General features: G+C 69.2%; 23 protein-coding genes. 12 read left to right on the top strand and 11 right to left on the bottom strand.

Features of this window, described 5'->3' with window-relative positions:
- Positions 1 to 295: 295 nt before the first annotated feature.
- The gene (locus ACNI3K_RS03055; protein ID WP_419390382.1) at positions 296 to 1,552 is read right to left on the bottom strand and encodes a hypothetical protein; all 1,257 of its coding nucleotides are present in this window, start codon (positions 1,550 to 1,552) and stop codon (positions 296 to 298) included.
- Positions 1,552 to 2,100, bottom strand: a complete 549-nt coding sequence (locus ACNI3K_RS03050) for an RNA polymerase sigma factor (RefSeq protein WP_419390381.1) — start codon at positions 2,098 to 2,100, stop codon at positions 1,552 to 1,554. The genes ACNI3K_RS03055 and ACNI3K_RS03050 overlap by 1 nt, the downstream gene beginning before the upstream one ends.
- Before the next feature lie 304 nt (positions 2,101 to 2,404).
- Here ACNI3K_RS03050 and ACNI3K_RS03045 point away from each other — a divergent pair, with 304 nt between their 5' ends.
- Together ACNI3K_RS03045 and ACNI3K_RS03040 are read left to right on the top strand one after the other, a co-directional pair.
- Positions 2,405 to 3,193, top strand: a complete 789-nt coding sequence (locus ACNI3K_RS03045) for an aminoglycoside phosphotransferase family protein (protein WP_419390380.1) — start codon at positions 2,405 to 2,407, stop codon at positions 3,191 to 3,193.
- The gene (locus tag ACNI3K_RS03040; protein WP_419390379.1) at positions 3,190 to 4,026 is read left to right on the top strand and encodes an ATP-grasp domain-containing protein; all 837 of its coding nucleotides are present in this window, start codon (positions 3,190 to 3,192) and stop codon (positions 4,024 to 4,026) included. The genes ACNI3K_RS03045 and ACNI3K_RS03040 overlap by 4 nt, the downstream gene beginning before the upstream one ends.
- Before the next feature lie 15 nt (positions 4,027 to 4,041).
- Here ACNI3K_RS03040 and ACNI3K_RS03035 read toward each other — a convergent pair whose 3' ends face one another.
- From ACNI3K_RS03035 to ACNI3K_RS03020, 4 genes are read right to left on the bottom strand one after another with little or no spacing between them, the layout of a single operon-like run.
- Positions 4,042 to 4,716, bottom strand: coding sequence for a response regulator (locus ACNI3K_RS03035; RefSeq protein WP_419390378.1), 675 nt, complete (start codon positions 4,714 to 4,716; stop codon positions 4,042 to 4,044).
- A complete protein-coding gene (locus ACNI3K_RS03030) occupies positions 4,713 to 5,969 on the bottom strand; it encodes a sensor histidine kinase (protein ID WP_419390377.1) in 1,257 nt (418 codons plus the stop codon). The genes ACNI3K_RS03035 and ACNI3K_RS03030 overlap by 4 nt, the downstream gene beginning before the upstream one ends.
- 31 nt (positions 5,970 to 6,000) lie before the next feature.
- Positions 6,001 to 6,858 (bottom strand): ABC transporter permease, encoded by an 858-nt coding sequence (locus ACNI3K_RS03025; RefSeq protein ID WP_419390376.1) that lies wholly within the window; start codon positions 6,856 to 6,858, stop codon positions 6,001 to 6,003.
- The gene (locus ACNI3K_RS03020) at positions 6,855 to 7,814 is read right to left on the bottom strand and encodes an ABC transporter ATP-binding protein (RefSeq protein ID WP_419390375.1); all 960 of its coding nucleotides are present in this window, start codon (positions 7,812 to 7,814) and stop codon (positions 6,855 to 6,857) included. Before ACNI3K_RS03020 ends, ACNI3K_RS03025 begins: the two co-directional genes overlap by 4 nt.
- Before the next feature lie 200 nt (positions 7,815 to 8,014).
- Here ACNI3K_RS03020 and ACNI3K_RS03015 point away from each other — a divergent pair, with 200 nt between their 5' ends.
- Positions 8,015 to 8,998, top strand: a complete 984-nt coding sequence (locus ACNI3K_RS03015) for an ATP-binding cassette domain-containing protein (protein WP_419390374.1) — start codon at positions 8,015 to 8,017, stop codon at positions 8,996 to 8,998.
- A gap of 1 nt (position 8,999) precedes the next feature.
- Complete coding sequence (locus ACNI3K_RS03010) at positions 9,000 to 9,764, top strand: ABC transporter permease (RefSeq protein ID WP_419390373.1); 765 nt, start codon at positions 9,000 to 9,002, stop codon at positions 9,762 to 9,764.
- Between the two features lie 7 nt (positions 9,765 to 9,771).
- On the opposite strand, the gene ACNI3K_RS03005 is transcribed toward ACNI3K_RS03010, so the two are convergent.
- Positions 9,772 to 10,821: a hypothetical protein gene (locus ACNI3K_RS03005; protein ID WP_419390372.1), complete on the bottom strand. Its 1,050-nt coding sequence runs from the start codon at positions 10,819 to 10,821 to the stop codon at positions 9,772 to 9,774.
- A gap of 93 nt (positions 10,822 to 10,914) precedes the next feature.
- Between ACNI3K_RS03005 and ACNI3K_RS03000 the strand changes: the two genes are divergently transcribed.
- Positions 10,915 to 12,093, top strand: coding sequence for a MalY/PatB family protein (locus ACNI3K_RS03000; protein ID WP_419390371.1), 1,179 nt, complete (start codon positions 10,915 to 10,917; stop codon positions 12,091 to 12,093).
- Positions 12,094 to 12,127: 34 nt separating this feature from the next.
- Here ACNI3K_RS03000 and ACNI3K_RS02995 read toward each other — a convergent pair whose 3' ends face one another.
- Together ACNI3K_RS02995 and ACNI3K_RS02990 are read right to left on the bottom strand one after the other, a co-directional pair.
- A complete protein-coding gene (locus ACNI3K_RS02995) occupies positions 12,128 to 12,763 on the bottom strand; it encodes a class I SAM-dependent methyltransferase (protein WP_419390370.1) in 636 nt (211 codons plus the stop codon).
- A gap of 126 nt (positions 12,764 to 12,889) precedes the next feature.
- The gene (locus tag ACNI3K_RS02990; protein ID WP_419390369.1) at positions 12,890 to 13,258 is read right to left on the bottom strand and encodes a PH domain-containing protein; all 369 of its coding nucleotides are present in this window, start codon (positions 13,256 to 13,258) and stop codon (positions 12,890 to 12,892) included.
- A gap of 237 nt (positions 13,259 to 13,495) precedes the next feature.
- Here ACNI3K_RS02990 and ACNI3K_RS02985 point away from each other — a divergent pair, with 237 nt between their 5' ends.
- Positions 13,496 to 14,410: a phosphotransferase gene (locus ACNI3K_RS02985; protein WP_419391093.1), complete on the top strand. Its 915-nt coding sequence runs from the start codon at positions 13,496 to 13,498 to the stop codon at positions 14,408 to 14,410.
- Between the two features lie 6 nt (positions 14,411 to 14,416).
- On the opposite strand, the gene ACNI3K_RS02980 is transcribed toward ACNI3K_RS02985, so the two are convergent.
- Positions 14,417 to 15,532 carry a DNA topoisomerase IB gene (locus ACNI3K_RS02980; protein WP_419390368.1) on the bottom strand — a complete coding sequence of 372 codons (1,116 nt, stop codon included), beginning with the start codon at positions 15,530 to 15,532 and terminating at the stop codon, positions 14,417 to 14,419.
- 164 nt (positions 15,533 to 15,696) lie between these two features.
- On the opposite strand from ACNI3K_RS02980, the gene ACNI3K_RS02975 reads away from it, so the two are divergent.
- Positions 15,697 to 16,251 carry a GNAT family N-acetyltransferase gene (locus tag ACNI3K_RS02975; RefSeq protein WP_419390367.1) on the top strand — a complete coding sequence of 185 codons (555 nt, stop codon included), beginning with the start codon at positions 15,697 to 15,699 and terminating at the stop codon, positions 16,249 to 16,251.
- A 6-nt stretch (positions 16,252 to 16,257) separates the two neighbouring features.
- Here the strand turns inward: ACNI3K_RS02975 and ACNI3K_RS02970 are convergent, their stop codons facing one another.
- Positions 16,258 to 16,722, bottom strand: coding sequence for a phosphatase domain-containing protein (locus ACNI3K_RS02970; protein ID WP_419390366.1), 465 nt, complete (start codon positions 16,720 to 16,722; stop codon positions 16,258 to 16,260).
- A gap of 58 nt (positions 16,723 to 16,780) precedes the next feature.
- On the opposite strand from ACNI3K_RS02970, the gene ACNI3K_RS02965 reads away from it, so the two are divergent.
- The 5 genes from ACNI3K_RS02965 to ACNI3K_RS02945 all read left to right on the top strand — a co-directional run bounded on the left by ACNI3K_RS02965 (position 16,781) and on the right by ACNI3K_RS02945 (position 20,598).
- Entirely contained in the window at positions 16,781 to 17,668 is an 888-nt protein-coding gene (locus ACNI3K_RS02965) for a phosphotransferase (RefSeq protein WP_419390365.1), read from the top strand.
- Positions 17,669 to 17,712: 44 nt separating this feature from the next.
- Entirely contained in the window at positions 17,713 to 18,192 is a 480-nt protein-coding gene (locus ACNI3K_RS02960) for a cation:proton antiporter regulatory subunit (RefSeq protein WP_419390364.1), read from the top strand.
- A 2-nt stretch (positions 18,193 to 18,194) separates the two neighbouring features.
- Positions 18,195 to 19,460 carry a cation:proton antiporter gene (locus ACNI3K_RS02955; RefSeq protein WP_419390363.1) on the top strand — a complete coding sequence of 422 codons (1,266 nt, stop codon included), beginning with the start codon at positions 18,195 to 18,197 and terminating at the stop codon, positions 19,458 to 19,460.
- Between the two features lie 51 nt (positions 19,461 to 19,511).
- A complete protein-coding gene (locus ACNI3K_RS02950) occupies positions 19,512 to 20,006 on the top strand; it encodes a GNAT family N-acetyltransferase (RefSeq protein ID WP_419390362.1) in 495 nt (164 codons plus the stop codon).
- A gap of 172 nt (positions 20,007 to 20,178) precedes the next feature.
- The gene (locus ACNI3K_RS02945) at positions 20,179 to 20,598 is read left to right on the top strand and encodes a type IV pilin protein (protein WP_419390361.1); all 420 of its coding nucleotides are present in this window, start codon (positions 20,179 to 20,181) and stop codon (positions 20,596 to 20,598) included.
- The last annotated feature ends 68 nt before the right edge of the window (positions 20,599 to 20,666 follow it).

The raw sequence follows: 20,666 nt of genomic DNA, 5'->3' as shown, positions 1-20,666 counted from the left end.
CCTGGGGAGTGGACGCCAGCTCGCGAGGCGGCCACGTGGCAGGGGAGGGCGAGACGGACGGGGACGGGGCTGTCGACTCGCTAGCAGTCGGTGCCGGGGTCGGCGTGGCGGTGGGTTCCGGATCTGGGCCCTGGCAGGCCGCGAGTGTCGCCGTGGTCATCGCGGCGAGCACCGCAACTGCCGCGGCGCGGCAAGCCGTATCTCGCATCGTTGCAGTCACCGAAGGCCCCCTCTGAGCATCACTTCACTCGAGGCTACCGGGGTTCGTAGGTGCGCCTTTGTGCGGGCGCGCCGGTCAGCAGCCGCAGGCGACGCCCGCGGTGTCTCGACGGGTCGGCTCCCCGAACATCACGTCCACCCATTCGGGCAGCTCCTCCAACTGGTCCTCGGCGAGTCCTCCGTAAGTCCCGAAGAACACCTGGCCCCCCGCCTCCACGACCGCCGAGCGATAGCCATCCGGCATCTCCACCTCCAGCGCGACCGACGCGTCGTCGAGCCACCCGGCGGCGATCACGCCCACTGCGTCAGAGGGGAACTGCGGGTCGAACTCGGTGGTGGCGTCGTCGAACAGGCGGTACTCCACCAGAGAGCTGGGCACCGCATCCACGGACGGGGCGACCGCGAGCAGCACGCTGTCGCCGTCGGCCCGCGTTAGCGGAGCGCTGTACCCCGCGGAGTCCCCGAAGTGCCGCGCGTCCGGTGTGTCGTCCCACAGACTCGCCTGCTCCCAACCGTCAAGGTCGGTCCAGCGGTAGTAGCCGCCGCCGTTGTCGTTCTCGGCGAACCACAACTCGTCCCCGCCGGAGTTCGACATCACGAATGTCTCCGACTCGGCCACGTCGCCGTCGATGCTGAACTCCACCGGGTCGTATGTGCCGGTGCGCATGTCGTACAGCCCGCCGCCGTCGGTCGACCACACCCGCGCAGTGCGATCGTCCTCCTGCCATGAGACGACCCGGGCGTCGTTCCACGCAGCCTCGGGCAGCTCCCCGATCTCGAAGTAGACCTCGTCCGGGCTGTGCAGGTACACCACCGCGGGCGGGACCTCGTCTCCCGTCGGCGGGTAGACCAGGGCGGAGGCGATGCCCACACCCCAGTCAGGGCCCACCCGGTCCCACACCCAGTCCTCCATCACGCGGGCCTGGGGGTAGGTGATGCCGAAGTCGGTGCCTTCCACCTGGTGGCGTGGCTCCGCGAGCTCCGGGTAACCGTCGTCCGGGATGCCGTCGGCACTGTCGTCCAGCGCTGGACCCGTCACGGGCTCCTGACTGGGCTCGGCCGTTGCTGACGCGGTGGGGGTCGGCACCGCCGAGGGGGATTCGCTCACGGCGGGCTGCAGGTCCGCGGCACGGTTGCTGCCGGCGATTCCCCAGGCACCCATCCCGATCGCACCGACGGCGAGCACGGCCGTCGCGCCGGTGGCGAGCGCCCGCACTCGGCGGCGGCGCCTCGCCCCACGACGCACCTGTGCGTAGATCTCGGGCCCGTGGTGCGGCAGCGATGCTCGCACCGACTCCTGCTCGCGACGGAGCATGTTCTCCAGCTCGTCCATCACACTCTCCCTGTCTCGACCGGCACCGACCGCGTTACCGGGGCGCTCGGGTCGCTGTGCGTCCCCAGCGCTGCGTTCAACTTCTTGATGCCGTCGTGCACATACCTCTTCACGGACCCCGCTGCGATGCCGAGCTCCGTCGCCGTCTCCTCAACCGAGCGGTGCTCGAGATAGCGCTGCACCACGCATGCTCGCTCGCGCGGGGTGAGCCGGTCGAGAGCGCGTTCGACGTCAGTCTTGTGCTCCGCCAACAGGTCGGGTCCGGCACTCGAATCCGACTCACGGACCCCCATCCGCTCGATGGCCCTGCGTTCGGAGGCCGTGCGCCTGGTCCCGTCGATGAATCGCGACGAGATCACGCGACGGGTGTACGTCTCTGCCGCGATCAGGGAGGGAAAGGTCCGCACCCGGCCGAAGGTCGTGACCAGCGCGTCTTGGACCAGGTCCTCAGCCGCCGCCGTGTCGCCCGTGAGCATCCGGGCATACGCCACCAGATGTCGGTGGCGCTGCGCCATCAGCTCATCGAGCATCGGCTCCCAACGCGGCATCGTTCCTCCTTCAGTCGTTGTGACATGCGTAGAACGAGGCGCGTGCTCTGGGGGTTGGGTATGACTTTTCGCAACCTACAGGCACGGACGGGACCTTGGTCCCCGCCGGGACCTCCACGGGGGTCATAGTGTCGTGCTTGTCGTCAGGTGGCTGAAGAAGCCACCGACATCAACGTGGCGCAGGCGGCCATCCGGGGACTAGGCCGCCTCCCCCGCTAAACGTCCGGGTCTCGGCGTCCCTCCCCCTCCCCTGGGGCGCCGTGCCCGGATCACCCGTGCGCGATGCCCCGGTACCGTCACTGTCATGGATGACTCGGCCGAGGTGCTGGCGGGTGGCAACATGAGCGGCCCCGTGGAGCGGATCGGGAGCCGCGTGCACCGCCAAGCGGGACCACAGGCCCCCACCATCCACCGGCTGCTCGCACACGTCCGTTCCGCCGGGGTGTCGTGGGTGCCGCGCGTGCACGGCTTCGACAGTTCCGGGCGCGAGATCCTCGACTACCTTCCCGGCGCCGTCGTCCACGACCTCCCCCGATGGCTGTGGGACGAGCGAGTGCTGGCCGACGCCGCATCGGCGCTGCGCGAGTGGCACGATGCGACCGCGACCTTCGAGCGCCGGCCTCAGGACGTGTGGTGGCAGGCCCCGCGCGAACCGCACGAGGTCATCTGCCACGCCGACTTCGCGCCCTACAACCATGTGTACCGCAGCCGTCGTTTGGTCGGAGTGATCGACTTCGACCTGTGCTTTCCCGGTCCGCGGGTATGGGACCTGGCATACACCGCATATCGGTACGTGCCGCTTACTCCGCACGTGGCCGATGCGGTCCCCGACGGGGACTCCTGGGGCCGGTCCGAGTTCTCGCAAGATGAGCAGCAGCGGCGGCTCAGGCTGTTCCTCGATGCGTACGGGCACGTCGACGGCGCTCCCATCGCCAGCGCGGCGGTGCTCACAGCGCTTCCCGCGCGCCTCGACGCGATGGCCGACTGGTGCGCGACCCAAGACAGCGCGCCGTTGCGTGGCAACGGCGTGATGTACCGCGCCCACGCACGGTGGATCGAGTCAGGAAGCCTCGGCGCTAGCCTCGAGACATGAGTCCACGCATCGCCATCGTGACCACCGTCGAGATGCCCGTGCCCGACGCGGACGAGGAACTGCTGCTCCCGCTCATGCCGGAGGCTGAACTGGTGTCCTGGGACGATCCGTCCGTCGACTGGGCGCGCTACGACGTGACGCTGCTGCGCTCCACGTGGAACTACACCGAGCATCTCGAGGAGTTTCTGGCGTGGGCCGAGCGCGTGAGTCAGGTGTCGCGCCTGATGAACCCCGTCGAGACCATCCGCTGGAACACCGACAAGCGCTACCTGGACGACTTGATGAAGCAGGGCTTCGCGACGGTGCCCACGGTGTTCGTGGCGCCCGGGCAGGCGGCCGATGCGCGCGCGCTCGACGGGCACGTGGTCGTCAAGCCGTCGGTGGGTGCCGGCTCGAGCGGAGCCAAGATGTTCCGCGATGACCCCGTGCGCGCATCGGCCCACCTGGCCTCGCTGCACGAAGACGGGCGCACGGCGATGATCCAGCCGTACCTGAGCGCCGTGGACACAGCAGGCGAGACCGCTCTGATCTATGTGGGCGGGGAGTTCTCTCACGCTGTCCGCAAGGCCGCGATCCTGTCGCAGGGCATGTCGTGGTCGACCGGGCTCTACGCCGACGAGAAGGTGGTCGCGACCGAGGCGACACAGGCCGAGCGGATGCTCGCCGACCGGATCGTCGCGACCCTGCCCGGCCTCGCCTATGCCCGCGTGGACCTGCTGCCGACCGACGAGGGCCCGGTGGTGCTGGAACTGGAGCTCACCGAACCGAGCCTGTTCCTGGCGCTGGGCGAGGGTGCGCCTGAGCGCGCGGCGAAGGCCTTTCGCGCCCTGTAGGAAACCTCTGATGCGTCAGGGCTCGACCAGCCCAGCCTCATACGCGACGATCACCGCCTGAACCCGATCGCGGACGCCCAGCTTGGCGAGGATCCGCCCCACGTGGGTCTTGACGGTGGCTTCCGCGACGAACAGATCGGCCGCGATCTCCGCGTTCGAACGTCCCGTCGCGACGGCCCGCAGCACCTCCGTCTCGCGCGGCGACAGGGCGGCCAACCTCGTGTCGCCTGTCGGCGCCGGCGCATCGTCCCGCGGCAGTCTGTCGGCGAACATCTCCAGCATCCGGCGTGTCACGCGGGGCGACATCACCGCGTCCCCAGCCGCCACGGAGCGGATCGCCTCCACGAGCTCCTCGGGGCGCGCATCCTTGAGGAGGAACCCGCTCGCGCCAGCTCTGAGCGCTCCGAACGCATACTCGTCGAGATCGAAGGTGGTGAGCACGATGACCCTGGTGCTCGGGCTCTCGGCCACGATCTGGCGCGTCGCCTCGATGCCGTCCATCGCGGGCATGCGGACATCCATCAGCACCACGTCTGGCCGGAGCGCGCGTGCTTGCCCGACTGCGGTTGCACCATCGCCCGCCTCGCCAACCACGTCAAGGTCGTCCTCGCCCCCCAGCACCAAGGCGAAGCCCATGCGCACCAGGGCCTGATCGTCCACGAGGAGTATGCGCAGCGGATCGGGCCTCATGATCTCTCCTCGACAGGGAGTTCGGCTGTGACACGCCACCCGCGGCCGGACGGGCCAGCGTGGACCGTGCCGCCGAGCAGGCCAACCCGCTCGCGCATGCCGAGAAGGCCCATCCCGGCACCCTCGGACTCGGTTCCGAGCTCCGATTCGGTCGCACTTGGCCTCTTGCCCTGATCGATGACATCCACCACCCACGTACCGGGTTCGTGGCGGATCACGAGGCTGACACCAGGGGTGCCCGGGGCGTGCCGCAGGGCGTTGGTGAGGGACTCTTGGACGACCCGGTAGATGGCCAAGCGCAGGCCGGTGTCCTCCGGCAGGGGCAGGCCGAGGCCTTCGGCCCTCACCGGCAAACCCGCTGCCCGGAATCCCTCGACGACCTCGCGCAGGTCGCGAGTCTCTCCGCTCGGACCGAGAGGGGCGTCTCCCTCCGTCAAGGCCCCCAGCACGCGGCGCATCTCGCCCAGTGCAGTGCGGCCGGTGCGGGACAGCTCGCCGAGCGCCACGCGGGCCTGCCCGGGGTGGCGATCAAGCGCCACCGTCGCGCCGTCGGCAAGCCTCACCATCACGGAGACGCTGTGCGCGACCACGTCGTGCATCTCGCGCGCAATGCTCGCGCGTTCCTCGGCCCGTGCAACCTGCGCCTGACGGTCCCGGTCACGTTCGAGGGCGGCGGCACGCTCGGCCAGGTCGGTGAGCCGCTCGCGCCGCAGGCGGACACTGATCCCGAAGGCGATGCCCACCAGAGCCAGCGCCACGATGGCGAAGGTGCTGGCGACACGGTCGTCGACGAGGGCAATCGAACTGCCGTCGCCGGCTGTCACCTCCTCAAGCATGCTGTCCTGCCACACCCAGACGGCGGCCGTGGCCGCCCCCACGGCCGCAGCGGCCGCGATCCAGGAGCGAGGGGAGGGATGCGCGACAGCCAGGGCGTACAGTGCGAGCGCGAGGCCAAGCTCCGTTCCACCGAGCTGCCCGGACGTCAGCAGGACGAGGACCGCCATGACTCCGAACGCGACCACGACCAGCACCGGGTGCCGGCGACGGAGCAGGAGCGCCCCCGCGCCAGCCACGCCGAGCACCACAGCGATCGGCGCACTCAGCGGCTGATAGGGATCGAGTGCGGCCAGGTACGTGTTGAGGACGTAGAAGCCGGCGACGGCCGCGTCGACCAGCCATGGACGGGCGCGGAGACGGCGACGCACCGAGCCGAGCCGGCTCTCAGCCGGCTCGGCTGCGGTGGGACGATCCACGCTCACAGTGCCCTCACGTTCCGCCGCTCAGTTACGCGTCACGGCGTCGCAGCGACACCATCGCCAAAGCGAGCAGGGTCACAGCCCACGCCACGAGCACACCGAAGCCGACCCACGGGGTCAGGTACGGCCCGGTGTTGACGTTGTCAATCGCTGCCAGCGTATCGCTGTCGAACAGGACCTTGCTGCCCGCGGTCATGGGAAGAAATGGGCTTACCAGGTCGAATGCCCGCAGCGGCACCAAGGCAATCACGTTCTCGACCACTAGCAGGAGCGCGATCACGAGGGTGAGTCCGGCGGCAGTGTGCCGCATGAGCGCGCCAATCGCAAGCGATAGCAGGGAGATTGCGACGAGGTACAAGGGCAGTCCCACTAGCATTCTCACCGTCTCAGAGTCAGAGAGGTCGAGTTCAAGCCCCAGGGTGTCGTGGAACGGCATGGTCGCGATGTACGAGGCCACCATCGACACGAGCGTCACCGCCGCGACCGCGCCGCCAAGGACGATGGCCTTGGCAACCAGCACCATCCATCGGCGCGGCACCGTCGTGAGAGTGGTCCGGATGCCACCTGTCGAGTATTCGCCGCCCATCGCCAGGACGCCGAGCACGGCGACCGCGAGCTGAGCGAGCTGGTACCCGGCGCTGACATACTGCGCCACGTTGCCTTGGCCGGGGCCGGCGTCCACCATCTGCGTGGTCGTCCCCCACGCGGCGAGCACGCTCACCGCGACGAGTAGAGCGACCATGGCGACCAGAGTCCACAAGGTGGACCGCAGCCCACGGAACTTGATCCATTCGGCGACCACGGTGCGCCTGAGTGTGACCGGCCCGGCAGTCGTCGCGGGACCGTTCGTCGGGGAGGTCTTCGTGGCCAGTGCAGTCGTGCTCATCGTGATCCACCTTCGTGTCGAGACGCCATGGCGCCGTTGTCGTTCTTATCTGTGGGAGCGGAGCGGAACTCCACGTCGTCGGCGGTGAGCTGCAGGTAGGCATCCTCGAGTGAACCGCCCAGTGCCGTGAGCTCGTGCAGGGCGATGGAGGCGCCCGCAGCCGCGTCGCCGACCTGGGCCGCGCTGAGGCCGGTGACCTCGAGGGAGTCGCGGCCAGTGGCGACCACTGTGGCGCGACGCTCGCGCAGCAACCCCTCGAGTCGCTCGGCGTGGGGGCTCATCACTCGCACCCGCTCTCCGTGCGCGGCCGCGATGAGGTCCGCCACCGGCGCATCCGCGAGCACGCGGCCTCGGCCGACCACGATGACGTGATCTGCCGTCAGGGCCATCTCGCTCATCAGGTGAGACGACAAGAAGACGGTGCGCCCCTCGTCGGCGAGTGATCGCGTCAGCCTGCGCACCCACAGCACGCCCTCGGGATCGAGTCCGTTGACCGGCTCGTCGAGGATCAGCGTCTGCGGATCCCCCAGCAGGGCCGCGGCAATGCCCAGCCGCTGCCCCATGCCGAGCGAGAAACCGCCCACCCGCTTGTCAGCCACTGTGGCGAGCCCTGCAAGATCGATCACCTCGTCGACACGCGAGCGGCCGATGCCGTGGGTCGCCGCCATCGCCGTGAGGTGATTGCGCGCGGTGCGTCCTGGATGCACCGCTTTCGCGTCCAGCAGCACGCCGATCTCTCGCAGCGGCGCTCCGTGGTCGACATACCGCGCACCGTTGACGGCGACGGATCCCTTGGTGGGAGCGTCCAGTCCCACGGTCATGCGCATGGTGGTGGACTTGCCCGCCCCGTTCGGGCCCAGGAACCCTGTCACTCGGCCGGGAGCCACCGTGAACGACATATCGTCCACCGCAGTCACGGTGCCGTACCGCTTGGTCAGGGCTTGTGCCTCAATCATGATCTCTCCTCTTGCTCGGTTGATTTCGAGCGTAGGAAGATCGGGAGTCCAGGACGACCGCCTCAGGACTGAAAGATGGCGCTCGCTCATGTGCGACTTTCGGCGTACGTCTGCGCCCCTGGGCGGAGCCTCATGTGGGAGGCGGGCACTAGCCTGGGCTTCGGCATTCACTTCTGCTGTCCCTTCAGGAGGTTCTCCACATGAGCACGCCGATCATCGAGGCGCGCGGCCTGCGCAAGACGTACAAGGTCCGCGGCCGCGGCAAGGAGACACCGCGCACCGTGGAGGCCGTCAAGGGGGTCGACATCACGGTCGACACGGGCGAGATCGTCGGGTTCCTGGGCCCGAACGGTGCCGGAAAGACCACGACGCTGCGCATGCTCACCACCCTGCTCGACCCGAGCGGCGGCACGGCGACCGTCAACGGACACGACCTCGCGAAGGACCCCGTGAGCGTGCGCCGCTCGATCGGCTACGTAGCGCAGATGGGCACCACGGACCCGAGCGCGGTCGCCGGCGAGGAGCTCGTGGACCAGGCGCGGCTGTACGGCATCGACCGCAGGGTCGCCGCCGACCGCGGCAAGGCGCTGCTCAGCGGCCTCGACCTGGACGGGGTGTGGGAGCGCAAGTGCGGCACGCTCTCGGGCGGGCAGCGCCGTCGCCTGGATATCGCGATGGGGCTCATCCACGAGCCACGCATTGTCTTCCTTGACGAGCCGTCCACCGGCCTCGACCCCCAGTCGCGCGCGAACCTCTGGGACCACATCCGCCGTGTGCGCGATGACTTCGATACGACGGTGTTCATCACCACGCACTACATGGACGAGGCCGATGCGCTGAGCGACCGCCTGCTCGTGATCGACCACGGCGAGATCGTCGGACGGGGCACCGCGGAGGAGCTCAAGCGCTCCGTGGGCGGCGACCAGGTGCTGCTCACATCTACTAGCGCCGCTGCCGCCCAGGCGCTGGCCGATGCCGCGGCCGCCATTCTCGGCGACCTGCCCTCCGAAGTCGACGGAGAGATGGTGCGGCTCACCGTTCCCGATGGCGCGTCGGCGCTGCCCAGGCTGCTGCGCGGGCTCGGCGACTCGCACGACGTGGAGGGGGTCGCCGTGCGTCGACCCACGCTGGACGACGTGTTCCTGACGATGACCGGTCGGTCGCTGCGGGACGAGGAGGACTGACATGACGATCGCTCGCGACACCTGGATCATCTTCACCCGGGCCATGCGCCTGAGCCTGCGCCAGCCCGTGTGGGTGGTGTTCGGGCTGCTCCAGCCCATCCTCTACCTGTCCCTGTTCGGTCCGCTGCTGGAGACGATCGCGGACACCCGTGCGTTCGGCGAGGACGCGGACGCCTGGCAGATCTTCGTACCCGGGCTGCTGGTCCAGCTGGGGCTCTTCGGCGCCAGCTTCGTAGGCTTTGGGCTCATCTCGGAGTGGCGTTCCGGCGTGATCGAGCGCATGCGGGTCACGCCCGCGTCCCGTGCCTCGCTGCTGCTGGGCCGGGTCATGCGCGACGTCGTGGTGCTGTTGGTGCAGGGCACGATTCTGGTGCTGGTCGCCCTGCTGTTCGGCCTGCGCGCGCCGTGGTGGGCGTTGGTCGCGGGGGTGGGGACCGTCGCGCTGCTGGGCGCCTGCTTCGCGTCCCTCAGCTACGCGGTCGCACTCACGCTGAAGTCCGAGGACTCGTTCGCGCCGCTGCTCAACGGCGTGGCGCTGCCGTTGCTGCTGCTGTCCGGGATCCTGCTGCCCATGTCGCTCGCGCCCCGGTGGCTGGAGCTGCTCTCGGACGTGAACCCCCTCAAGCACGTGGTCGAGGGCGTGCGCGCCATGTTCCGCGGGGAGCTCGGCGACCCGATCGCACTCTGGGGCGTCGCGATCACGGTGGGCCTCGTGCTCGGAGGCATCGCGATCGGCACGCGGGTGTTCCGGCGCCAGAGCGCCTAGACGCGGATCAGCGCTCGACCGGGGCCTCGTTGCCGTACGGGTCGAGTAAGTACTCGGCACCGCCGCAGTCGGCGACGATGCGGTCGCCCTCGAACGTTCCCGACCGTGGTCCATCGACCGGCCGGCAGTCGTCGCGAGGAGCCGACACGACGGCCATGTCGTCGACGGCGTCGGTGGCCAGATCGTGGACCACCCACATCTCGTCCGCCAGAGTCTCCGTATCGGGGTCGATGAACACCCCGTGATAGACAGCCCGCTGCGTGCCCGGGTCGAACCAGGCGTCCACGCCGCGCTCACGCGTCAGCCCCTGCTGCGCCATGCGGCGAATCTGGTCGGAGACCAGGCTCGGCTCCCACTCGGTCCCCTCCCGCCAGAGCACCCCTGTGGCGTAACCCGCAGGGTCGTAGGTCACCCACAGCTCGCGCTGGTCAGGCTGGTCGGCGCGGTACTCGATGTTGGCCAGCCCTCCCTCGACCACGTTCGCCGAGCTCACGACGGAACCGGCAAAGTCCTCGGTGCTGTCGAGAGAGAGCAGGTCGTACTCGATCACCTGCTCGAGGTCGGACTTGCCGGCTCGTCTGATCCACGCGACCCGGCGCTCGGGATCCCAATGCACCAGGTCCATGTCGAAGTCGGTGCGCAGGTCGGAGATCTTGAACAGGTCGTCGGTGGGGCTCACCAGGTAGAGCGCCTGGAAGTCCGAGAGCCACGTGTAGTTGTCGCCTTCGCCCTCCCGGACCACATTCAGCGACCAATCATCGTCGGCGAGCTCCCACACCCATCCCTCGAGAATCCGGGCAGGGGGCTCCTGTTCGTTCTCGGGGCTCGTCATCGGCGGCAGCTCGTACGCGGTGCCCTGCAGCCACTCGGGACGGCCATCGGCAGCGACGGCTCCTACCTGAGGAGACGCGGTGGCCTCCGGCGACTGGTCCCCGATGTATCCGTACTCCCCGAGAAGCCAATAGGCACCATAGGCCGCGAGCCCGACCAGCAGGACCGCGATCAGCACACCCACGGGAAAGTGCCTGCCTTTGCTGCCTTTGCCGCCTTTGCCCATGCGCTGATTGTAAGAAGACCCGGCCGCACCTCGCAGGGGGCGCGCGGCCAGAACGGACTTGCGCGCGCATCGGCCGTTCGCCACAGTGTGTGGATGGCCATTCCTGCCCACGCGCCTCAGCGCGCCAATCCGCTCACCGAGCTCACGCTCGCCTCCTTGCGCACGCGCACCTCGGCCAAGTGGCGGAGGTACAGCGCTGACGTGCTTCCGCTGTGGGTCGCGGAGATGGACGTTCCGCCCGCCCCGGCGGTGCGAGAGGCGCTCGAGAGGGCGGTGGTGGGCGGCGACCTGGGCTATCCCGCAGGAACCGCCTACACCGAGGCGCTCGCCGAGTTCGCAGCGCAGCGGTGGGACTGGACGGTGTCGCCCGGTCACATGACCACGGTGGCGGACGTCATCACCGGCTACGTCGATGTGATCTCCATGCTCACCGAGCCTGGCAGCGATGTCGTGGTAAACCCCCCGGTGTACCCGCCCTTCTTCTCCTACCTCAAGGCGGCGGGCCGGAACGTGGTCGACGCCCCGCTTGGCGACGACCTGCGGCTCGACCTCGCCACGCTCGAAGATGCCTTCCGGCGTGCCACGGAGGGCGGTCGCCCCGCCGCCTACCTGCTGTGCAGCCCCCACAACCCCACTGGCACCGCACACACTCGCGCCGAGCTCGAGCAGGTCGCCGCGCTCGCGGCCCGCTATGGAGTCCGCGTGGTCGTGGACGAGATCCACGCGCCGCTGGTCTACGCCGAGCACGAGTTCGTGCCCTACCTGTCCGTCGACGGCGGGGAGAACGCGTTCTCCCTCATGGCCGCCTCCAAGGCATGGAACCTCGCCGGCGTCCCTGCCGCCGTCGTGATCGGCGGCAGCGGGGTGCAGCGCGAGCTCGCGTCATATGCGGCGTCCCCTCACCACGGGCCCACACACTTGGGCACCGTCGCGCAGACGGCCGCGTACCGGCACGGCGGCGAATGGCTCGACGACCTCATGGGTGGCCTCGACGCCAACCGGCGGCTGCTGGGCACGCTCATCGACGAGCACCTGGCCGGCGCAAACTACCGGCTACCGGAGGCCACGTACCTCACGTGGATCGACTGCGCACCGCTCGAGCTCGAGGGCGACCCCGCCGCGCACTTCCTCGAGCATGCGAAGGTCGCGCTCAACTCCGGACCCACCTTCGGCGCGGGCGGCGACGGGCACGTGCGCCTCAACATCGCGACGCACCCGGACATCATCACGGAGGCCGTGCGCCGCATGGGCGCCTCCACGCACCACGGGTAGTGGGGCCGATGCGCGGGCGGCCGATGCGGTTGGCTCAGCCTTCGATCGGGCCGGGTTCGGCGGCGGGCTTGGTCCACACGAGCGTGTAGCGCCACAGCAGCTTCTTCGCAAACGTGCTGCCCGGCATGAGCCGAGCGGACTCGCGCTTGACGTCCTCGTAGGTGTGCCCCGGGGGCCAAGCGCACGGTGAGCCGTGGTCCCAGTAGCCGCGGAAGAGGCGCTGCAGCTTGTCCGCGACGGAGGCCGCCATCTCGCGCGGGATGTCGCGCCACGTGGCCTTCGCGAGGCCCACGACGAGGACCGTGCCGCCCGGGGCCGTCAGCTCCTTGAGGCGCTCGAGTCCCGCCTCCAGATCCATGTGGTGAAGCGAGGCGATAGACGCGACCACGTCGAAGGACTCGCGAGGCAGGTCCGCCTCGAACACGTCGGCCTCGACGTAGGCGATGCGCGCCGTGTCCTGAGCGCGAGCACGGCGGATGCTGTCCGCGTCCTCGTCGATTCCCGTGACGTCGAGGCCGCGCGCCGCGAGGGTGCGGGCGAACAGTCCCTCTCCGCAGCCCACGTCGAGCGCGGTGCGAGCCGTCTCGGGGATCTCTTCGACGACATCGCGCTGGTAGTGGATGTTGAGATTCCAGCGCTTGCGGTCGGGCTTGGGCTCGTCCTCGCTCATGGCGCCATTGTCGCAGGGCGTAGACGTGCAGCCGCCTCGCGCGCGCTGGCAGTCACTGACTGCGGATTCGGGCCCGCGAGTTGCAGCTCATGACCGCTGGCGCTCAACAAGCGGGCAGGCCCGGCACTAGTGCTGCAGCACAGCCCACGCGATCAGGCTGTCGATACGCCGCACATCCACGCCCTTCGCAAGGTTGATCTTGATGTGCCCAGCGCGCGTCCACAACTCCACCTCGGCGTTGAAGTCGAAGGTGCCGGCGTTCTCTGTCGACCACATGTTGATGGAGTTGTAAGGAAGCGAGTAGAGCTCGACCTTCTTGCCCGTGAGGCCCTGGGCATCCCTGACGATGAGCCGCTTGGTGGTGAAGGTGGCACTGTCGCGGAACGTCTTGAACGACGCCACGGCTTCTTCTCCCTGCACCAGCAGCGACTTCACATCGTCCGGGACCGGGATCTCCTGCTGAAGGGTCCAAGTCGCAATGCTCGACATTTCCATGTCGAGACGGTACCGGGTCGCGATCCCCGGGCTCCGTCGACACGCACACCCTGCTCCACGAGCGTCCCCGTGCGCGCTGAAGAGACATGAGTGCAAGATGCGGGCCAGATCCTGCACTCATGTCCCGCTGGGGCGCACGCGGTGAACAGGTGACCCCCGCATCGGGCGGGTTGCGCCGCGCTGGGCGCGTGTGACCGAGCCCCTTGCGCAGGGGCATACGCTGGCAGGGTGACGACGATGCGCACGCCGCCTGCGGAGGTGGCGATCGACGAACTCCTGGTGCGAGCACTGCTCGCGGACCAGCATCCAGACCTGGCGGAGCTTGAGATCAGCGGCCGTGTCGAGGGCTGGGACAACACGACGTTCCGGCTGGGCAAGGCGTTTGCCGTGCGGCTTCCGCGCCGCGCGGCGGGCGCAGCGATCTCCGCGACGGAGCTGGAGTGGCTGCCGCGCATCGGCCACCGCTGGACATTCCCCGCACCGGTGCCCATCCGCATCGGGGAGCCTGCTCACGACTACCCCTGGCGGTGGAGCGTGGTGCCGTGGGTGACAGGCGAGTTGGCGTACGACGCCCCGCTGACCGATGCCGGCGCACGCGACCTCGGCGTCGCGCTCGCCCAGGTGCACCAGCCAGTTCCGGACGATGCCCCCCTCAATCCATACCGATCTGGCTCGCTGCCCGAGGTCGCGGAGGTGTTCGACAGCCGCCTCCAGGCACTTGAGGACGCTGGCGACATCAGCCTCGCGCACGCCGACGTGCTGCGCGCCGTGTTCGAGGCTGGCGCCGAAACACCGGACCCGCCACGCACCTGGTCGCACCTCGATCTGCACGGAGCCAACGTGCTGACCCGTGGCGGGCGCCTCGCCGGGGTGCTCGACTGGGGCGACGCGGGCGCCGCCGATCCCGCGACGGACCTCGGGCAGGCGTGCACGCTGGTCGGCTCGGCTCACGCCGACGCCCTGCTTCAGGCCTACGGCACGGCGCAAGGGCCGATGCGAGCGGGGGCGGGCAGTCCGGGGCGGCTCCGGGTCGCGGCGCGGGCCGTGGCGTTCGCGGTCACGCTGGCGTCGATCGGCGACGAGCCCTATCGCTCCGCGGGGCTGCGCGCGATGCGCGACTGGGCCGACACCGACGCCGCATGGGCCGCGTAGGGCCAGTCATTCGGTCGCGTCCGCGACCCGCCGCGCGCGGCGGGCGCTGCGCCGGAGCTTGCGATCCAGTGCCACCGGCGACGTCGTCAGAAGGTCGACCACCGCCTGCTCGAGAGCACGCTGAATCGCCGCGTCTCGGGCCCCCGGGAACAGCTCCTCGCCATGCTCCCCCAAGGCCTGCACCACCGGAGCGATCGAGATCCCGTCCTCCCACAGGTCGACGACACGTGGATCGACGTAGGAGGCGCGGGCGACGGCTGCAGTGTTGCCGAGCTGAGCCGCGACCTCGCGCATCACGCTGGCGACTGCTCGCCGGCGTGCAGTCGGGGTCATCTCGGCGGCGTCTCCGGCGCTCGCGAAGGCCTGCGCCGCGATGACCGTGCCGTGCCACGTGCGGAAGTCCTTCGCCGTCGCATCTGGCTGCACCACCATCTGCAGATAACCATTGATGTCCTCGCTGGTGACGTCGTGCCACCGCACAGGGGTGCCTCCCTCGCGCCAGGCGAGCAGCTGAGGGCCGTCGTCGCCGCGCCGCTTGAGGGTGGTGATGGCGGATTCGACCTCTGCGTCGCGCACCACCACGTGCCGCTGCCTGCCCGACTTCCCCACGTAGTCGAACACCACCGCGTCCGACGTCACCCGGGCGTGCTCGCGGAGCATGGTCGCGAGCCCATAGGTGCCGTTGTCCGCCGCATACCCCTCGCCGCCGACGCGGAACAGTCCGCGGTCGAGCAGCCGGAATGCGATCCCGAGCACGTGCTCGCGAGACATGTCCCCGCGGCTTGCGTCGGCATCGGCGACTGCCCGCGCTGCGGGCAGACCCGCCGCCACGTCGAGCACGCGCTCGTGCTTGGCGCGGTCGCGGCGCTCCCGCCACGCCGGGTGATAGAGATACTGGCGCCGCCCCGCCTCGTCGGTCCCGAGGGCTTGCAGATGTCCGTGGGGCCAGGGACAGATCCATACGTCCGTCCACGCCGGCGGAATCGCGAGCGCACGAATCCGCTCGATTACTTGCGTGTCGCCGATGCGCTCGCCGGCCTCGTCGAGATACGTCCAGCCCCTGCCCGCGCGCCTGCGCGTCAGTCCCGGCTCGGAGGGGCGTGAGCGGCGCAATCGCGGCATGCGACGAGAGTAATCCGGCTGTCGCCAGATGGGTCGCAATGACTATCCAGGACGCAATGGGCGACGCAACGTGGGCATGGTGACTCTTCAGCGTGCGCCCGCGGCGCGACGGCAACCGCGACAGGTATCGAGCGCGTGAAGGGGGCGCGGGCTAAGGTCGAGAGATGGAGACCCTCCGGACCGAGCGACTGGCGCTGCGGCCCATGACGATGGACGACGCCGAGGATCTCGCCGAGCGCCGGTCCGACACCAGCACCGCGCAGTACCAGGCGTGGCGGGCCCCCTACCCCGTCGAACGAGCCAAGGAGCTGATCGCGGACGTCACGTCACGGCCGGGGCCGCTCCCGGGGCACTGGTACCAGCTGGCGGTGGTCCGGCTGCGTGACGACAGGGTCCTGGGTGACGTCGCGATCTGGCTGTCGGAGAACGGCCGCACGGCCGAGGTGGGCTTCACGCTCCACCCCTGGGCACGGGGCCACTACTACGCCACCGAGGCCACCGCGCGCCTCGTCGACTACGCCGTGTTCGACCTCGGCGTGCACAGGGTGGAGGCTTCGACCCACCCCCACAACATCAGTTCGATCAAGGTGCTCGAGAGGATCGGCTTCATCCACGAGGGCGTTCGGCGCGAGCGCTACTGGGTCGAGGACGAGGTGTCGGACGATGCGATGTACGCCATCCTGGACCGCGAGTGGCGGATTCGCCGGGCCCAGGACTGAGCTCGCCTAGAAGTCCCCCGGAGCCACCTGCAGGCACGTGAGACCGAGCTCGTCGCGCCACATGTCCACCACGTGATTGCGGTCGTCCAGCACGCACAGCACGTCGAAGCGCGGCGCGATCTCGGAGTGGTAGATCTCCTGCTTCACGATCCCGTCGGACCTGTCGTCGTCATCGGGACGGAGGTGGAGACCCTCATACGGCACGGGGAGGTGGGCCGTGAGCCACGCTTGCGTCTCTGCCCGGGAGACCTCCTTGCGGCCCGAGATGATCACGATCGTGTGGCCCACCAGGTGGAGCGCGCGCACCACCTCGAGCACGGGCTTGTTGGGCGTGTCGAGGTCGTAACCGGTGGTCGCGAACGGGTGCCTGTCGCCCATGTGAGCGAGAGTGCCGTCGAGGTCGACGATCACGGCGGACTGGCGCTGCTGATCGGTCGTGGGATCGGTGGCGGACACGCCTTCTGAGGTCATGGATACATCCTGGTGCATGCGCGGCTGTGGGTCGCACCGGCGCGGCTAGGCTGACCATATGTCCCCCGACGCCCCGATTGTCGTCCCCGACGAGACCGTGCGTGCCCTCGTCGACGAGCAGTTCCCTGAGCTGGCAGGGCGAGAACTCGGCCGCCGCTACACCCTTGAGGACCAGTTCGCGATGAGGATCGGGGACGACTACGGCGCGATCTTCCCCCGGATGCCGGGCCGGGACGAGCACTTCGCGCGCGTGGTCGATCTCATCGCTGAGCCCGCGCAGCGCTGGAGCTTCCCGTCGAGCCACCCGATCGCGACCGGCACGCCCGGGCACGGCTACCCCTGGCACTGGAACCTGGTGCGGTGGATCTCCGCATCGACCGCGGGGTTCGTGCCGCTACACGTCGACTCGGCCCGTCCGTTCGGCGGCGCGCTGCGAGAGCTTCACACCCCAAGCCCGTCGGGGGCTCCCCTCAATCCGCGCACGGGCATCGGACTGCCGCAGTTGCGCCCCAAGTTCGAGGAGCTGCTCGCCTTCGCGGTGGAGCGCGGGGCGCCGGAGAACCGCGTGCTCGATGCCGCCGCCACTCGCGCGATCTACGACGAGGGCGCGGAGGCCTCGGATGACGTGACGTTCACGTGGACTCATGGGCGACTCGAGCCGCGCGCCGTGCTCTCGGACCGCGGCGCCTTCGCCGGCATCCTGGCCTGGCACAACTTCGGCGCCGGCGACCCGGCGGCCGATCTCGGCTACGGCGTCAACCTGCTCTCGTCCGACATGAGCGAGGAGTTCTGGACCGGCTATGGCGGCATTGATGAGGCCACTGCGGCGCGCTCGAAGGCGTTCCAGGTGCACGCGGCGCTCCGGCACATCCAGATCGACAACCCGTTCCTGATGCGCATGGCGTGGGAACGGCTCATCGAGCTGGGCGTTGTGGACGAGGCCTGAGCCCCTCCTGATCGAGCGCATCCGGGTCGTGCCAGACTAGGCCTATGGACATCTACGAGACTCCGCTCCCCGGCATCGGCGTCCGCTACGAGTTCCAGGCTGAAGGCGGAGACCACGTAGGCGTCGTGGTCCGGCGCGACGGCAAGCGCGACATCGCGCTCTACGACCGCGAGGATCCTGATTCGTGCAAGGGCACGGTGGAGCTGTCCGAAGGCGACGCGTCGAAGGTTGCAGAGCTGCTGGGCGGCACCAATATCACCGCTCGGCTTGACGCGCTCAGCCACATGGTCGAAGGACTGTCGATCGAGTGGATCACCATGCCCCCCTCAGGAGGGCTGACGGACCGCACCATCGGAGAGGGCCGCATCCGCACGGAGACCTCGGCGTCCGTCGTCGCCGTGATCCGCGGCGAGGACGGGATCCCCGGCCCCGAGCCGGATTTCACCCTGCGCGCAGGTGACACCGTGCTGGTGATGGGACGCGCCGATGCCGTACGCGGAGCAACCTCGATCCTGACGGGGTAGCGATGCTCGCCACCGGACTGCCGCTGGAGGTGCTTCCCGAGCCGGAGACCAGTCACGCGGGCGCGGTGCTCATAGAGCTTGGCATCATTCTGCTGGTGCTCGCAGCACTCGGGCGCGTCGCCGCTCGCATCGGAATCCCCTCGATCCCGCTCTACCTGCTCGCCGGTCTGGTCATGGGAGACGGCGGCTTCATCCCCGTGAGCGCAGGACAAGAGTTCCTCGAGATCGGCGCCGAGATCGGGGTGGTGCTGCTGCTCTTGCTCCTCGGCCTCGAATACTCTCCCGAGGACCTACGCAATGGGCTCAGGTCGAACTGGGCCGCAGGCCTGCTGGACGGCGTCGCCAACGGCGTCCCCGGTTTCGCAGTGGGCCTCATGCTGGGGTGGTCGCCCACGGCCTCGCTGTTGCTCGCCGGTGTCACCTACATCTCCTCCTCCGGAGTCATCGCGCGCCTGCTGGACGACTTCGATCGCGTGGCCAACCGCGAGACGCCGGTGATCCTCAGCCTGCTGGTGATGGAGGACATCGTGATGGCGGTTTTCCTGCCCATCGTCGCGGTGCTGCTGGTAGGCGCGTCGCTGCTGCAGGGCGCGATCGCCGCTGGAGTCGCACTCGCGATCGTCGCGCTGGCCTTCGTCGTGTCCATGTACTTCTCGCGCCACGTGTCGCGGCTGGTCCACTCGCATTCGCGTGAGCTGCTGCTGCTCGGCGTGCTGGGACTCACCTTCCTGGTCGCCGGACTGGCCGATGCGGTCCAGGTCTCGGCGGCCGTCGGCGCCTTCCTGCTGGGACTGACCCTGTCCGGGCAGGTGGCGAACGACGTGCGCACTTTGCTGCCGCCCCTGCGTGACGTGTTCGGCGGCCTGTTCTTCGTGTTCTTCGGGCTGTTGATCGACCCGCGCGACCTGATGCCCGTGCTGCTGCCCGCACTGGCGCTCGCCCTGGTCACCGCCATCACGAAGATCTACACCGGAATGTGGGCCGCCAAGCGCAATGGAATAGGGCCCAAGGGCCGCTGGCGCACCGGGCTGTCGCTCGTGCCCCGCGGTGAGTTCTCGATTGTGATCGCCGGGCTGGGCGTCGCAGCGGGAGTCGAGTCTCAGCTCGGGCCCTTCACCGCGGCGTACGTGCTGATCCTGGCCATCACCGGCTCCTTGCTCATGCGCTTCGCGGACAAGATCCCCCCTCCCGGGACCTGGTGGGGCAAGCGACGGGCGCCGGGGTCCGCGCCGGCCGCGGACGGGGCCCGCCCTGGTCTGCCCTCCTAGCGCGACCGGCGCGCGCGATCATTCTCGCTGTCGGCACGGCAGAATGTGCTTATGATCCGCGATGCCACAAGCGCCGACGCCGCAGCGATCGCCGCCCTGTACAACCCCTACGTGCGCGAGACCGTCATCACCTTCGAGTACGACGAGGTGTCCGCGGACGACATGGCGGCGCGCATCGCTCGCGTGCAGGCACTCGGACTGCCGTGGCTGGTGCTCGAGGACGAGGGCTCGGTGATCGGCTACGCGTACGCGGGCCCCTATCGCCCCCGCGCCGCCTATCTGCACTCCGTGGAGTCCACGATCTACCTCGCTCATGGCGCCAGCGGGCGGGGCCTGGGCCGCGAGCTGTACGAGGCGCTGATCGCCCGGCTCCGCGCGTCCCACGCGCACTCGGCGATCTCGCTGATCGCGCTGCCCAACGACGCCTCGATCGCTCTCCATCTCGCGACGGGGTGGACCGAGGTCGGCCAGCTGCGGGAAGTGGGGCGCAAGTTCGACCGCTGGATCGACGTCGCGTACTACCAACTGGACGTCTCTGCGCGCTGAGCGCGCGCACCACCGCAACCCGCGCATCGGACGCTCGCAGGAAGGCCCGTCGGACAGGGGTCTTGCGCGCTCGCATGGCCTTGCGCGACGATGGTCGCGCCGTCCTCGAGGTGCTCTGGCACATAGCGGATGGCCCCCGCCCAGGCGGGGTTGACTATGGAAGAAGACAACAATGACAGTCCCCACCTCACGGCGGGGATCCGACTCGGGCTTCTCGTTGCCTGAACTGCTGGTGGTCATCCTCATCGTCGCACTGCTCGCGGCCATCGCCATTCCGCTCTACCTGGATCACTCCAGGAAGGGGAATGACGCGGCCGCACAGTCCGACGCGATGAACCTCGGCACGCTGGTGCGAGCGGCCTATGACGAGGGGGGCGACCCCTCCGTCGCGCTGGACGGGAATCGCAGGTACACCATCGACGGGGAGGTGGCGTTCGGGGCCTCGCCAGGCGTCGAGCTCGTCACCTTCACCAAAGGCGATCTCGAGTCGTGGTGCGTGCAACTGCGACACCCGGACGGCGACAAAGCGGCCAGTCCGGGCGTGCGGTTCGACGCCCAGAACGGCTACGTCGAACAGGCGGCCTGCCCGTAAGGATCCTCAAGCCCACACGCACGAAGGCCCGGTCTCCCTCGCGGGAGCCGGGCCTTCGTACGCGTCTG

This window comes from Demequina ureilytica (assembly GCF_048553575.1).
Taxonomy (GTDB): Bacteria; Actinomycetota; Actinomycetes; order Actinomycetales; family Demequinaceae; genus Demequina.
The sequence above is the reverse complement of the archived record's forward strand: the minus strand, read 5'-3'. Positions and strand labels throughout refer to the sequence as shown.

Bases quoted from the DNA above. Each gene is read 5' to 3' on its own strand.
- ACNI3K_RS03025 (WP_419390376.1), bottom strand. From the start codon at position 6,858: ATGAGCACGACTGCACTGGCCACGAAGACCTCCCCGACGAACGGTCCC.
- ACNI3K_RS02995 (WP_419390370.1), bottom strand. From the start codon at position 12,763: ATGAGCGAGGACGAGCCCAAGCCCGACCGCAAGCGCTGGAATCTCAAC.
- ACNI3K_RS02975 (WP_419390367.1), top strand. From the start codon at position 15,697: ATGGAGACCCTCCGGACCGAGCGACTGGCGCTGCGGCCCATGACGATG.
- ACNI3K_RS02955 (WP_419390363.1), top strand. From the start codon at position 18,195: ATGCTCGCCACCGGACTGCCGCTGGAGGTGCTTCCCGAGCCGGAGACC.
- ACNI3K_RS03050 (WP_419390381.1), bottom strand. From the start codon at position 2,100: ATGCCGCGTTGGGAGCCGATGCTCGATGAGCTGATGGCGCAGCGCCAC.
- ACNI3K_RS03045 (WP_419390380.1), top strand. From the start codon at position 2,405: ATGGATGACTCGGCCGAGGTGCTGGCGGGTGGCAACATGAGCGGCCCC.
- ACNI3K_RS03005 (WP_419390372.1), bottom strand. From the start codon at position 10,821: ATGGGCAAAGGCGGCAAAGGCAGCAAAGGCAGGCACTTTCCCGTGGGT.
- ACNI3K_RS03035 (WP_419390378.1), bottom strand. From the start codon at position 4,716: ATGAGGCCCGATCCGCTGCGCATACTCCTCGTGGACGATCAGGCCCTG.
- ACNI3K_RS02945 (WP_419390361.1), top strand. From the start codon at position 20,179: ATGACAGTCCCCACCTCACGGCGGGGATCCGACTCGGGCTTCTCGTTG.
- ACNI3K_RS02985 (WP_419391093.1), top strand. From the start codon at position 13,496: ATGCGCACGCCGCCTGCGGAGGTGGCGATCGACGAACTCCTGGTGCGA.
- ACNI3K_RS02990 (WP_419390369.1), bottom strand. From the start codon at position 13,258: ATGGAAATGTCGAGCATTGCGACTTGGACCCTTCAGCAGGAGATCCCG.
- ACNI3K_RS03000 (WP_419390371.1), top strand. From the start codon at position 10,915: ATGGCCATTCCTGCCCACGCGCCTCAGCGCGCCAATCCGCTCACCGAG.
- ACNI3K_RS03040 (WP_419390379.1), top strand. From the start codon at position 3,190: ATGAGTCCACGCATCGCCATCGTGACCACCGTCGAGATGCCCGTGCCC.
- ACNI3K_RS02960 (WP_419390364.1), top strand. From the start codon at position 17,713: ATGGACATCTACGAGACTCCGCTCCCCGGCATCGGCGTCCGCTACGAG.
- ACNI3K_RS03010 (WP_419390373.1), top strand. From the start codon at position 9,000: ATGACGATCGCTCGCGACACCTGGATCATCTTCACCCGGGCCATGCGC.
- ACNI3K_RS03055 (WP_419390382.1), bottom strand. From the start codon at position 1,552: ATGGACGAGCTGGAGAACATGCTCCGTCGCGAGCAGGAGTCGGTGCGA.
- ACNI3K_RS03020 (WP_419390375.1), bottom strand. From the start codon at position 7,814: ATGATTGAGGCACAAGCCCTGACCAAGCGGTACGGCACCGTGACTGCG.
- ACNI3K_RS02970 (WP_419390366.1), bottom strand. From the start codon at position 16,722: ATGACCTCAGAAGGCGTGTCCGCCACCGATCCCACGACCGATCAGCAG.
- ACNI3K_RS02950 (WP_419390362.1), top strand. From the start codon at position 19,512: ATGATCCGCGATGCCACAAGCGCCGACGCCGCAGCGATCGCCGCCCTG.
- ACNI3K_RS03015 (WP_419390374.1), top strand. From the start codon at position 8,015: ATGAGCACGCCGATCATCGAGGCGCGCGGCCTGCGCAAGACGTACAAG.
- ACNI3K_RS02965 (WP_419390365.1), top strand. From the start codon at position 16,781: ATGTCCCCCGACGCCCCGATTGTCGTCCCCGACGAGACCGTGCGTGCC.
- ACNI3K_RS02980 (WP_419390368.1), bottom strand. From the start codon at position 15,532: ATGCCGCGATTGCGCCGCTCACGCCCCTCCGAGCCGGGACTGACGCGC.